At 32.9% G+C, this 13127-nt stretch carries 11 protein-coding genes; 3 read left to right on the plus strand and 8 right to left on the minus strand.

What is annotated here, in order from left to right; all coding sequences use genetic code 11:
• Positions 1-4 precede the first annotated feature (4 nt).
• The 3 genes from lepB to IEU88_RS09680 all read right to left on the minus strand — a co-directional run bounded on the left by lepB (position 5) and on the right by IEU88_RS09680 (position 2818).
• Positions 5-523 carry a signal peptidase I gene (gene lepB, locus IEU88_RS09670; protein WP_096810503.1) on the minus strand — a complete coding sequence of 173 codons (519 nt, stop codon included), beginning with the start codon at positions 521-523 and terminating at the stop codon, positions 5-7.
• 4 nt (positions 524-527) lie between these two features.
• On the minus strand, positions 528-1103 hold the full coding sequence (locus IEU88_RS09675; RefSeq protein WP_096810504.1) for a TVP38/TMEM64 family protein: 576 nt from the start codon (positions 1101-1103) through the stop codon (positions 528-530).
• A gap of 383 nt (positions 1104-1486) precedes the next feature.
• Complete coding sequence (locus tag IEU88_RS09680; protein WP_103372898.1) at positions 1487-2818, minus strand: glucose-6-phosphate isomerase; 1332 nt, start codon at positions 2816-2818, stop codon at positions 1487-1489.
• Between the two features lie 352 nt (positions 2819-3170).
• Between IEU88_RS09680 and IEU88_RS09685 the strand changes: the two genes are divergently transcribed.
• The 3 genes from IEU88_RS09685 to IEU88_RS09695 all read left to right on the plus strand — a co-directional run bounded on the left by IEU88_RS09685 (position 3171) and on the right by IEU88_RS09695 (position 7021).
• Positions 3171-4373 (plus strand): argininosuccinate synthase, encoded by a 1203-nt coding sequence (locus IEU88_RS09685; protein ID WP_096810506.1) that lies wholly within the window; start codon positions 3171-3173, stop codon positions 4371-4373.
• Positions 4366-5748 (plus strand): argininosuccinate lyase, encoded by a 1383-nt coding sequence (argH, locus tag IEU88_RS09690; protein WP_103373033.1) that lies wholly within the window; start codon positions 4366-4368, stop codon positions 5746-5748. Before IEU88_RS09685 ends, argH begins: the two co-directional genes overlap by 8 nt.
• 298 nt (positions 5749-6046) lie before the next feature.
• A complete protein-coding gene (locus tag IEU88_RS09695; RefSeq protein ID WP_103373032.1) occupies positions 6047-7021 on the plus strand; it encodes a glycerophosphodiester phosphodiesterase in 975 nt (324 codons plus the stop codon).
• A gap of 79 nt (positions 7022-7100) precedes the next feature.
• On the opposite strand, the gene IEU88_RS09700 is transcribed toward IEU88_RS09695, so the two are convergent.
• The 5 genes from IEU88_RS09700 to IEU88_RS09720 all read right to left on the minus strand — a co-directional run bounded on the left by IEU88_RS09700 (position 7101) and on the right by IEU88_RS09720 (position 13085).
• On the minus strand, positions 7101-8345 hold the full coding sequence (locus IEU88_RS09700) for a Glu/Leu/Phe/Val family dehydrogenase (RefSeq protein ID WP_096810509.1): 1245 nt from the start codon (positions 8343-8345) through the stop codon (positions 7101-7103).
• Positions 8346-8455: 110 nt separating this feature from the next.
• Complete coding sequence (locus IEU88_RS09705) at positions 8456-9646, minus strand: ornithine--oxo-acid transaminase (protein ID WP_096810510.1); 1191 nt, start codon at positions 9644-9646, stop codon at positions 8456-8458.
• Between the two features lie 584 nt (positions 9647-10230).
• Positions 10231-11364 carry an NADH-dependent flavin oxidoreductase gene (locus IEU88_RS09710; RefSeq protein ID WP_103373618.1) on the minus strand — a complete coding sequence of 378 codons (1134 nt, stop codon included), beginning with the start codon at positions 11362-11364 and terminating at the stop codon, positions 10231-10233.
• Between the two features lie 201 nt (positions 11365-11565).
• Positions 11566-11967, minus strand: a complete 402-nt coding sequence (gene ygs, locus IEU88_RS09715; protein ID WP_096810512.1) for a S1 domain-containing post-transcriptional regulator Ygs — start codon at positions 11965-11967, stop codon at positions 11566-11568.
• Between the two features lie 521 nt (positions 11968-12488).
• Positions 12489-13085 (minus strand): peptidylprolyl isomerase, encoded by a 597-nt coding sequence (locus tag IEU88_RS09720; protein WP_096810513.1) that lies wholly within the window; start codon positions 13083-13085, stop codon positions 12489-12491.
• Between the last annotated feature and the right edge of the window lie 42 nt (positions 13086-13127).

Raw genomic sequence — 13127 nt, forward strand, 5'->3', positions numbered from 1 at the left:
CCATTTAATTAAAGTTTGCTGTGAATCTATCAAAAGGATAATACCTTAAACTGATGTCACCAATAATTTCTTCCTGTCGAACAAAGCCAATTGTTCTAGAATCATGTTTATTATTACGATTATCATTAAGTACAAAATAAACGTCCGGTGGAATAATATCTCCTTCAGACCCTTTAACATTTCTAAGAGATAATTCATCAATACGCGTATCAGTATAACTTTCTTTCACTTGTCTGTCATCTCTATACAACTGCCCTTGTTTAAAAGCAATAGATTGACCAGGTTTTCCGATAATTCTACCAAAATTGGTATCATTACCTTTACGGTACATGATAATATCATTATTATTTAATAAATTAAATGTTGTTTTGATTTTATTAACAATTACACGATCGTCTTGTTTCAATGTCGGATTCATACTTTTATCTTGAATCACAGCACCGGTAATTACAAACGCTTGAATCAATATGACAATAATAATCGCAAATATAATAGAAATCAAATGTTTTACTATCTTACTCAACTTGTCACTCCTCTGGAGAATGCATAAAATATCGCTCAAGCTTCCTACCAATAAACCATACAACCACAATTACAATTATAATCAAAATTAATCTTAATGGGTCAGTAAATAGCGTCGTAATATCATTGCCTAACCATCCAATCAAACCAATCATTATTAATTTCGAACTGAACAATACGACAAGATAAACATGCGCTTTAATATGGGACAAACTCACTACCAAATTAACTAAGGCGCTTGGTGTAAATGGGAAACATAGCAAAATAAAAATGGGGATGACCCCTTTTCTATCTATAAAATGTATCAACCGTTGAACAGATGTACGTTGTTGTAATCGTAGCATATATCGTGTATGGGTTAACCTTCTAAAACATATAAATACAAGATAACTTCCTAGAACAGTTCCTAACCACGCTAATAATGTACCCATCCAAAATCCAAACGCATTTACATTGACAATGACAAATACAATAATAGGTAACACTGGTATAAACGCTTCAATAAAAGGCAATAAAAATCCAACAATATATCCTAAACTGCCAAATAAATCAAACCAATATTGTACTTGCTCTTGAGTCATTTCATCAATCCCCACCATTGTTATTCAACGATTATTATAAGTGTATTATAACTATTTTAAAACAATAAAGTACTCATTTCATCAAATATCAGTCTCAAGTACGAAACAAAGCATCCAATTTTACAGCAATGCAAATCAAAAATAACTACTTATACGCATACACACCATCTCTAATTAAATAAAAATGAGCAGAACAGAAATCTAATTTAAAAAATAAGATTCCTTTATCCTGCTCATACGTAGATTGGTGAAATTCTCCTTTTAATTTAACGCTATTTTCAGGACTAATCACCTACCAACCATTTAAGTAAGAAACTTGAAATACACGCCCATACAAACTTCTCACTGAATCAAATTGATACATTCAATTTTGCTAAATAAAATTATAAACGTTTTTCTAATGCTTCTTTTTTATCTTCAAATCCTGGCTTACCTAATAAAGCAAACATATTTTGTTTATATGCTTCAACGCCAGGTTGATTAAATGGGTTTACGCCTAATTGATACCCGCTCATTGCACACGCCATTTCAAAGAAGTACACGATATAGCCGAATGTTTCTTCATCCAATTGAGGAATATTAATAACAACATTTGGAACGCCGCCGTCGGTATGAGCTAATAGCGTACCTTCGAATGCTTTTGTATTAACTTCATCAATTGTTTTACCAGCCAAGTAGTTTAAACCATCTAGATTATCACTATCTTCTTCAATAGTAATGCTGTGTTTTGGCTCGTTCACTTTTACTACAGTTTCAAATAAGAAACGACGGCCTTCTTGTACATATTGGCCAAGTGAGTGTAAATCAGTTGTATAATTAGCACTGGATGGATAGATGCCTTTGTAATCTTTACCTTCTGATTCACCAAATAATTGTTTCCACCATTCATTGAAATATTGCATTGAAGGTTCGTAATTAATTAACATTTCTGTATCGTAACCTTTTGCATATAAAATATTACGGATACTAGCATATTGATATGCAATGTTATCTTCTAAGTTTTCAGAAGAAAGTTCTTCTCGTGCTTTAGCAGCACCGCTCATCATAGCTTCAATATCAATACCTGCTACTGCAATTGGTAATAAGCCAACTGCAGTTAATACTGAGTAACGGCCACCAATGTCGTCTGGCACTACAAATGTTTCATAACCTTCATTTGTCGCTAATTGTTTCAACGCACCTTTTTCTTTATCTGTTGTTGCAAAAATACGTTGTTTTGCTTCTTCTTTACCATATTTATTTTCTAAAATTTGTTTAAATAATCTAAATGAAACTGCTGGTTCCGTAGTCGTACCAGATTTTGAAATAACATTAACTGAAAAATCTTTTCCATCTAAATAGTTAATTAATTCTTGTGTATATGTTGAAGATAGATGATTACCTACAAAGACAATTTCAGGGTATTCATCACTATTTCTAAATGCAGGTGTTAGCATTTCAATTGCAGCACGTGCACCTAAATATGAACCACCAATACCAATTACAACAAATACGTCTGAATTTTCTTTAACACGTTTAGAAGCATCTAAAATGCGTGAAAATTCTTCTTTATCATAATTTACAGGCAAGTCAATCCAACCTAAGAAATCACTGCCAGCGCCTGTTCCTTCATGAATCGTTTTATGAATTGATTTAACAATATCTTTTTGTTGCTGTAATTCATGTTCGCCGAAAAATTCTAAAGTTTTACCATAATCTAATTGAATATGAGTCATCTAAATTGCCTCCAGTGTTTTTGATTTCACTAATATTTTACTAAGTTTATTTTTACTATTCAAACAACTAGCCTATAAATCAAATTTTTCTATAAATCATTTAGTTTATATTGTTTTAAAATTATAACAATTCCATCAATTGTTATATTCAATATTATATACATTATAAGAAACAAAGGCAAATATTATACCAACGCTATCACAATCATAAAACCAAATTATACATTTTTAGAAATTTCAAGTTTTTGCATATTTATGTATAAAAATGGTTTTATTTTCATTTTTAATCTGCTATACTTACTAATATCAAATTTATAACTAACAAATAAAAATTTTCAATAGAGGTGTAATTATGAAAGAGAAAATCGTATTAGCATATTCCGGCGGATTAGATACAAGTGTGGCAGTAAAATGGTTGATTGATAAAGGTTATGACATTGTCGCTTGTTGTTTAGATGTCGGTGAAGGAAAAGATTTGGATTTAGTTTATCAAAAAGCATTAGACATGGGGGCAGTTGAATGTCATATTATTGATGCTACTGAAGAATTTAGTAATGACTTTGTTTCATATGCAATTAAAGGAAATTTAATGTATGAAGGTACTTACCCACTTGTTTCTGCACTATCAAGACCTTTAATTTCAAAAAAATTAGTAGAAATTGCTAGCAAAACTAACGCTGTAGGTATTGCCCATGGTTGTACTGGTAAAGGCAATGATCAAGTGCGTTTTGAAGTAGCAATTAAAGCTTTAGACCCTGATTTAAAAGTATTTGCCCCGGTAAGAGAATGGGCTTGGAGTCGTGAAGAAGAAATTGATTATGCATTAAAGCATAATATTCCAGTTCCAATCCAACATGACTCTCCATATTCAATCGACCAAAACTTATGGGGAAGAAGTAATGAATGTGGTATTTTGGAAGATCCTTACGCAGCACCACCAAAAGACGCATTTGATTTAACACAAGAAATTGAAGATACGCCAGATGAAGCGGATGAAATTGTATTAACCTTTGAAAAAGGGATTCCAACATCATTTAATGGAGAAACTTATACATTAAGCCAATTAATATTAGAATTAAATAAGCTTGCTGGTAAACATGGTATTGGTAGAATCGATCATGTAGAAAATAGATTAGTGGGTATTAAATCAAGAGAAGTTTATGAAACACCAGCAGCAGAAGTCATTTTAAAAGCACACAAAGCACTTGAAACGATTACTTTAACTAAAGATGTAGCACATTTCAAACCAGTAATTGAAAAGCAATTTTCAGAACAAATATATAATGGTCTTTGGTTCTCACCTTTAACAGATAGCTTAAAAGCATTTGTAGATAGTACACAAGCGTTCGTTTCTGGTGAAGTACGTGTTAAATTATTCAAAGGAAATGCAATTGTAAATGGAAGAAAATCACCACATACATTATATAACGAAAAATTAGCAACTTATACAAAAGAAGATGCATTTAACCAAGCCTCAGCAGTCGGATTCATTGATATCTTTGGTCTACCAACTAAAGTCAATTCTATGTTACATGGTGGTTACTTAAATGAGTAAGAAAGCTTGGGGTGGAAGATTTAGTGAACAACCTGAAGACTGGGTTGATGCGTTTAATGCTTCAGTCCATTTTGATAAAGCACTCATTCAATATGATGTGCAAGGAAGCATTGCTCATGCCACAATGTTAGCCAAACAAAACATTATATCTGATGATGACTGCCATCAAATTATTAATGGCTTAAAAGATATTTTAAAAGATTATGAAGAAGGTAATTTATCACTAGATGTTTCTTTAGAAGATATCCATCTCAATATAGAACATGAATTAATCAAACGTATTGGTGACGCAGGTGGTAGATTGCATACTGGCCGAAGCAGAAATGATCAAGTAGCTACTGATATGCATCTGTATACCAAAGAAGAAGTTACAAAAATTATTGAGTTAATCGACAGTTTTAAACAAACCATTGTCGATATAGCGGAACAACACGTGGATACCATTATGCCTGGTTATACGCACTTACAAAGAGCACAACCTATTTCATTCGCACATCACGTCCTCACTTATTATTGGATGTTAAATAGAGACAAATCACGTTTTGAAGATAGCTTAAAACGAATCGATATTTCCCCACTTGGTGCCGCTGCACTAAGTGGAACAACCTATCCCATCGATCGTCATGAAACACAATCTTTATTAAACTTTAGTTCTATTTACGAAAATAGTATGGATGCTGTAAGTGATAGAGATTATATTGTAGAAACATTGCATAATATTTCACTGACGATGGTTCACCTATCTCGTTTTGCTGAAGAAATTATTTTTTGGTCATCTGCCGAAGCACATTTTATAACCTTATCAGACGCGTTTTCAACTGGCTCTTCCATTATGCCACAAAAGAAAAACCCTGATATGGCTGAATTAATTAGAGGCAAGGTTGGTCGTACGACAGGAAACTTGATGAGTATGCTAATGACGCTCAAAGGTTTACCTCTTGCTTATAACAAAGATATGCAAGAAGATAAAGAAGGACTGTTTGACGCAATTCATACTATCAAAGGCTCTCTTCGCATTTTCGAAGGTATGATAGACACAATGACAGTAAATGTGGAATACTTACAACAAACTGTTTATAATGATTTTTCAAATGCAACTGAGCTTGCTGATTATCTCGTTAATAAAGGTGTGCCCTTCAGAACAGCACATGAAATTGTTGGAAAAATGGTATTATGGGCTATTCAACACGATATTTATTTATTAGACGTGCCATTAAATCAATATCAAGAAGCACACGAAAGCATTGAATCAGATATTTATGATTACTTAAAACCTGAAAATTGCGTAAGCCGTCGTATCAGTTATGGATCAACTGGTCAAGCTTCTGTAAAACATCAGTTATCAGTAATTAAACAGCAGTACAATACAAATTAATATGCCTAAGATAAAGCCTGTAAGTTAATTAAGTGAATTAACTTACAGGCTTTTTTACAAAATACGTTCTTTATACATTTCATCGCATTTTACTTGAACATGATTCAATATGATTGAAAAATCAAAGTGCCCTTTGTTTTATTGTTTTATTTTATAAAGTTTTTTAAATAATTTAACAAATCGTTATAAAAGTGTTAATTTTATAAATTTTAAATTTTAATATCGTAAATTTCATTCTCATATGTCATTTTATTTTGTACGGTTGATATGTAAATACATACCAAGGAGTGACCTCATTTTGAAAAGCCTAAATAAAGTGATTACAACTAGTATTGCAATTACGTCCCTGTCCCTCATAACAACTACATCGATAATCGAAGCTAGTGGTAGTAATACCAGCAACGCTTCAACTTCAAACCAGACATCTCATAACTCGTATAACTCAAATAACGTACATAATCTGACTGGCGAACAATACACAACAATCGCGCATAGGGGTGCAAGTGGGTATGCCCCAGAACACACCTTTTTCTCGTATGATAAAAGCCACAATGCCATAGGCGCATCCTATATTGAAATCGACTTACAAATGACAAAAGACGGGCACCTAGTAGCGATGCATGATGAAACAGTAGATAGAACCACAAATGGCACTGGAAGAGTTGATGCTTATACGCTCGAAGAATTAAAACAATTAGATGCAGGTAGTAAATTTAATGCTCAAAACCCAAAATACGCTAATTCAAACTATAAAGATGCTAAAATTCCTACATTTAATGAAATATTAGAACGTTATGGCCCAGATGCTAATTATTATATTGAAACCAAATCACCTGATGTTTATCCAGGCATGGAAGAAGCAGTACTGGAAGCACTGGATGCTCACCATTTGCTCAATAAACACTCGCTTAACAATGGTCATGTATTAATACAATCATTTTCAGTTGAAAGTTTAACTAAATTACATCGTTTAAATAGCAATATACCATTAATAAGATTGTTAGATAAAGGTGAATTACCACGTCTATCACAAAAAGATTTCAATCAAATCAGACAATATGCCATTGGTGTAGGTCCTGAATTTACAGATTTAACTGAACAAAATGTAAAGAATCTTAAACGCGCCAGCTTATTAGTTCATCCATTTACAGTCAATAACAAAGAGGATATGTATCGTTTAAACCAATATGGTGTTGATGGTGTTTTCACCAATTATCCTGATTTATATAAACAAGTTATACAAGATGATGGACGACAGCACAACAAAGATTAATGCAAACAAAAAAGTAGACGAAGTTCACTTTATTAATAGAACTTCATCTACTTTTTATTTAATTTCAATCATTGATTAATTAAGCCCAACCACGGTAACGTGCAGCTTCAGCAGTACGTTTAATACCAATAATATATGCTGCTAAGCGCATATCTATTTTTCTGTTTTGAGATAATTCGTAAATGGTATCGAAAGCTGTGATTAGTTTCTCACGTAATTTCGTATTCACTTCTTCTTCTGACCAATAATAACCTTGGTTATTTTGAACCCATTCGAAGTAAGAAACTGTAACACCGCCAGCACTTGCTAACACATCAGGTACAAGCAATTTACCACGTTCTGTTAAGATACGTGTACCAGCTGGTGTTGTAGGGCCATTAGCCGCTTCAACAACGATATCTGCTTTAATATCATTTGCATTATCTTCTGTGATTTGGTTAGCAATTGCTGCTGGCACAAGAATATCACAATCAAGTTCAAACAATGCTTTGTTAGAAATTGTGTCATCGAATAAGTTTGTAACTGTACCAAAACTATCTCTTCTATCTAAAAGATAATCTATATCCAAACCATCTGGGTCATGTAGTGCACCATAAGCATCTGAGATACCAACGATTTTCGCACCCATATCGTAAAGGAATTTGGATAAGAAACTCCCCGCATTACCAAAACCTTGAATAACAATACGCGCCCCTTTAAGGTTTAAACCTCTACGTTTAGCTGCTTGTTCAATAGCAATCACAACGCCTAATGCTGTAGAACGATCGCGTCCTTGTGAACCACCTAAAACAATAGGCTTCCCAGTGATAAATCCTGGTGAATTAAATTTATCTAATGAACTATATTCGTCCATCATCCAAGCCATAATTTGTGAGTTAGTAAATACATCTGGTGCTGGGATATCTTTTGTAGGTCCAACAAATTGAGATATCGCACGAACATACCCACGAGATAGACGTTCAACTTCATGAATACTCATTTGTCTTGGATCACAAATGATTCCACCTTTACCGCCACCGTATGGTAAATCCACGATGCCACATTTTAATGTCATCCACATAGATAATGCTTTAACTTCTTCAACATCTACATCGGGATGGAAACGTACCCCACCTTTTGTTGGTCCAACAGCATCATTATGTTGAGCACGATACCCTTTGAATGTTTGGACGGTCCCATCATCCATACGTACAGGGATACGTACTTCAAGGAATCTTAATGGTTCCTTTACTAAGTCATACATACCATCATCAAATCCCAATTTATGCAATGCTTCTTTAATAATTTGTTGCGTAGAAGTAACTAAATTATTATTCTCAGTCATGATTCATTTCGCCTCTTTTTCGTTACTAATGATTTCGCTTTCACGATAATTGTAACATAAGATTTTGCTTTTTAAAGGGTTTTCAAAACTTAAGTTACAGAACATTGATTTTATTTAAAAACACTGTTTACTTTGTCTATTGCAAAGTCTAATTCTTCTTTAGAAATGATCAGCGGCGGTGCAAATCTAATCACGGTATCATGGGTTTCTTTACATAATAAACCTGCTTCTTTTAGCTTCTCGCAGTATGGTCTAGCATTTTCATTTAACTCTATACCAATAAATAATCCGCGACCGCGTACTTCTTTAATAGATGGATGTTCAATTTTTTCTAATTCTGATTTAAAATACTCGCCTAATTCTAATGAACGACCTGCTAAATCTTCATCTACTAAAACGTCTAATGCTGCAATAGATACAGCACAAGCTAAAGGATTCCCCCCAAATGTTGAACCGTGAGAGCCAGGTGTAAATACACCTAATACTTCTTCATCTGCAAGTACAACTGAAATTGGAAACACACCACCACCTAGCGCTTTGCCTAAAATATAAACATCCGGTTTAACGTTATCCCAATCAGTAGCAAATAATTTACCTGAACGTCCAAGTCCTGCTTGAATTTCATCAGCGATAAATAAAACGTTATGTTCATCACATAATGCTCTAATTTCTTTTAAATAGCCTTCAGGCGGTACATTAATACCAGCTTCTCCTTGTATAGGCTCGATTAAAATAGCTGCTGTATTTTCATTGATTGCTTTTTTAACTGCATCTATGTTACCAAATTCAACTTTACGGAAACCGTCTAATAAAGGACCATAACCGCGCTGATATTCTGGTTCAGATGATAATGATACGGGTGCCATTGTACGACCATGGAAGTTACCATTGAATGCTATAATTTCAGCTTTATCTGGTTCAATTTGTTTTACATCATAAGCCCAACGACGTGCAGCTTTCAATGCTGTTTCAACTGCTTCTGCGCCTGTATTCATTGGTAAAGCTTTCTCTTTACCAGCTAACTTACAAATTTTTTCATACCATTCGCCTAAATTATCACTATGGAATGCACGCGATACTAAAGTCACTTTATCTGCTTGATCTTTTAACGCTTGGATAATTTTAGGATGTCTATGCCCTTGGTTTACTGCAGAATAAGCAGATAACATATCCATATATTTATTTCCTTCCGGGTCTTTAACCCATACGCCTTCAGCTTCTGAAATAACAATTGGAAGTGGTACATAATTATGAGCACCATAGTGGTTTGTTAATTCAATGATTTCTTCTGATCTTGACATAATATCTCCCCTTTGTGTGAATTGAAATATAATGATTAATTGGCAATACTTATTCATAGCATAACGTATTTATTAACTTTCGAAAACTATTTTCCGAAAATGCTATAAAATCGTAAATTCAAAACTTACAACTCAAGTTTTAAATGCTATGTTTATAAAACCACTAATATAATGTAAGCCCTTACAATAATATAATGACACATTTCTAACTGTTTGCACAAGTCAATTTCAATAAATTTAACCATTTTCTTAAATTAAATTTATCGCTATCTAATCTAACCCACATTAGCTATTCATATACTATGAATAAAAGCTATATCCTAAACAAAAAAATTTAAAAATGGATTATCAAATCGATACGCGTAAACCTTGTATGGTAAAGCTTAATAAGCATACAAACAGAAATATATTTTCTAAAATCATTTGCTCATCTTACCAATATCCTATTTGACATATAGTCATCCCTTAACCTTTATTTTTACGATAATGATAAAAAATAGCCATGAAGAAACCTATCATGATAGGTTTCTTCATGGCTTATCGCTAGTGTGTTTTATATGCTTTAGAACATCATTGAACTACTTTTATTTATTGTCAGTTCTTGGTAATGGGTAAAAGCCATTATTAAATTGTTCCCACAAGTTCGGTGGTAAATGATGTTTATCTGCTCTATTAGGGTCAAATTGAGATATAATTTCATCTTCTTTGCCCTCTCTAATTTTACTTACAAAATTATAATCTAATAAAATTTCTCTTCCTAATGCAACAAGTTCTACGCCTGTTGATTCAATCGCTTCAATCGCTTGTTCAGCAGTGAAAATTGACCCGATACCTACCAGCGGCATACGTCCATTAATCCAATCTAAAATTAATTTAATACGCTCTTGTCCTTTATATTGACCTTCACGTGTTTTTGAGTGAATATCCATTAATGATACATGTAAATAATCTAATGGTTTTTCAATTAATTTTTTAATTAATTTTTCCGTTATTTCCATACTTATGCCTGGTGATTCAGCTTCTTCAGGAGAAAATCTATAACCAACGATAAAATCTTCATTGCCGTGCGTTTTAGCAGTTTCTGCTACTTCATCCACCACACGTAAAGCAAATTGATAGCGATTTTCTCCCCATTCATCATTACGACGGTTATAATAAGGAGAAACAAATTGATGAATTAAATAGTGATTGGCACCGTGTATTTCAACACCATCAAAGCCTGCTTCAATTACTCTTCGTGTAGCTTCACCAAATGCTTTGATTGTTGTTTCAATTTCATCTTCAGTAATTTCACGCGCATGGTGTTCTTCTTGTTCACCAAAACTTTTTAATGATATAGGGCTTGGTGCCGCAACGTCACCATTAGGCGTTAAATTAGGTAATGATTGCGCGCCACCATGATGAATTTGAACGACTGCTTTTGCACCGTTTTTCTTCATTGCTTTTGCCAATCGTTTTAAACCTTCAAGATTAGAATCATGTGCTACAGAAGGTTGTCCAGGGAAAGCTTTACCTAAATCCGTCACATTACTTGCTGCTGAAATAGCTAAACCAACGTCTTTTGAACGTTGTTCCATATAGACAACTTCTTCATTTGAAATTGTTCCATCATCATTGGATGAAACATGTGTTAAAGGGGCGAGCACAAATCGATTATCTAATGTTACATTATTTGGTAATTTTAATTTTTCAAATAATGGTTGAAATTTTTTATTCATTAAATTAAATCCTCCTAAAATTCAAAAATACTAAAGTGTCGTAATATCATCACTTTAAGTACTTTAATTCTAACTGCCTTAAATTCAAATATAAAACTATATGCTCACGCATATAATTTTATGATTTTTCATATTACGCGTGCAACTCATATAGAACAATTTACTGTTATATAAAAAATACTAACATCTTCAATGAAGATGTTAGTATTTTTTAAAAGATGATCGCTCATCTTTAATCGCGTCTTTGGACTGTTTAATCCAAACCGGTAAGCGTTCTTTAATTGTTTGAAACCCATATTTCTCGGTTTCTTTAATTTCATCTAATACTGATTGTTTTTCTTTTTTACGTTCATAGTTTTTAAAATAGTCATTATCTTTTAAAGAAAGATTTAACTTACCTTCTTCATCAATTGATATTACTTTCGCTTTTACAATTTGTCCTTCCGATAAAAACTTTTTTAAATTGTGGACGTAGTCATCCATAATTTCAGAAATATGGATTAATCCTTCAGTATTGTCAGGGGTTTCTACAAAAGCGCCATACGGTTGAATACCAGTCACACGAACTTTAATATGTTGACCTACTTTATAGTGATTATTCAACGTGATAACCCCTTAATTCGTTTTACTTAACAAGTTCATGATAGCATAAATCCTCTTAAGGTACTAACATTACCTAGAAAAATTTCACGATTTATTTAGAAATAAAGTAAAATAGCCAACGTTAAATGAGAATCGAATGCATTTATGAAAGCTCTTACAGCACATGGGGATGTATTTATTAATTCTTTTATTTTTGACAATAAAATTAAAAAAGTCTGAATGCAGTAAAAACAACAAAAAGTTTCTCTGCATCCAGACTTAATTTTCATACTTTATATTTTTTATACATTCAAAGTCGGGTTCATATTTTTCAAGCAGATGTTATAATTTTATAACCTTCAAAAGCATAACTATAAATTGATTGAAACTGTTTTAACGTTTTGCAACGGTTATAAAACACCCATGATTATATCAACACTATGCCATCTATTATTTGATTTGTATATGATACAACATTGAAACCAACCCATAACTGATATTATTCTATGTTCAAATCATTGCACTTATTGTAATATTTGTTTTTATTTCTCAACCACGTCTATAGAATCGATTGTGATGTCATGCAATGGTTTATCTTGAGGTCCGACTTTAGTAGCTGCGATATCTTCTAATGTTGCTTCTCCATCTATCAATTGACCAAATACTGTATGTTTTTGATCTAACCAAGGCGTACCACCTTTTTCTCCATAAGCTTTGACAATTGGTTCTGGCCATCCACCATCTGCAAGTTGACTTAGCATAGACTCAGGCACTTCTTTCATTTGAACGATAAAGAACTGCGAACCGTTTGTATTCGGGCCTGAGTTAGCCATAGATAAAGCACCATATAAATTGAAGGCTTCTAATGAAAATTCATCTTCAAAAGGACCACCATAAATACTTTCACCGCCCATACCACTAGCAGTTGGATCTCCACCTTGAACCATAAAATCATTGATAACACGGTGGAAAGAAATACCATTATAATAACCATTTTTAGCGTGTGTTACAAAGTTTTCTACTGTTTTGGGTGCAACGTCAGGTAATAGTTTAAAAGTCATATCACCTTTATTTGTATGCATTACTAATTTTATTTCATTTTCATTTACTTCTGAATTTAACTGAGGATAGTTCGTCATTTTTATTCTCCATTTCATGTTAAGATGATATATGTATTCTAA

Source organism: Staphylococcus nepalensis (genome assembly GCF_014635045.1).
In the GTDB taxonomy this organism is placed as follows: domain Bacteria; phylum Bacillota; class Bacilli; order Staphylococcales; family Staphylococcaceae; genus Staphylococcus; species Staphylococcus nepalensis.

Coding starts and splice junctions, on each gene's coding strand:
- IEU88_RS09680 (WP_103372898.1), bottom strand. CDS start 2,818: ATGACTCATATTCAATTAGATTATGGTAAAACTTTAGAATTTTTCGGC.
- argH (WP_103373033.1), top strand. CDS start 4,366: ATGAGTAAGAAAGCTTGGGGTGGAAGATTTAGTGAACAACCTGAAGAC.
- IEU88_RS09700 (WP_096810509.1), bottom strand. CDS start 8,345: ATGACTGAGAATAATAATTTAGTTACTTCTACGCAACAAATTATTAAA.
- IEU88_RS09675 (WP_096810504.1), bottom strand. CDS start 1,103: ATGACTCAAGAGCAAGTACAATATTGGTTTGATTTATTTGGCAGTTTA.
- IEU88_RS09685 (WP_096810506.1), top strand. CDS start 3,171: ATGAAAGAGAAAATCGTATTAGCATATTCCGGCGGATTAGATACAAGT.
- IEU88_RS09720 (WP_096810513.1), bottom strand. CDS start 13,085: ATGACGAACTATCCTCAGTTAAATTCAGAAGTAAATGAAAATGAAATA.
- IEU88_RS09710 (WP_103373618.1), bottom strand. CDS start 11,364: ATGAATAAAAAATTTCAACCATTATTTGAAAAATTAAAATTACCAAAT.
- IEU88_RS09705 (WP_096810510.1), bottom strand. CDS start 9,646: ATGTCAAGATCAGAAGAAATCATTGAATTAACAAACCACTATGGTGCT.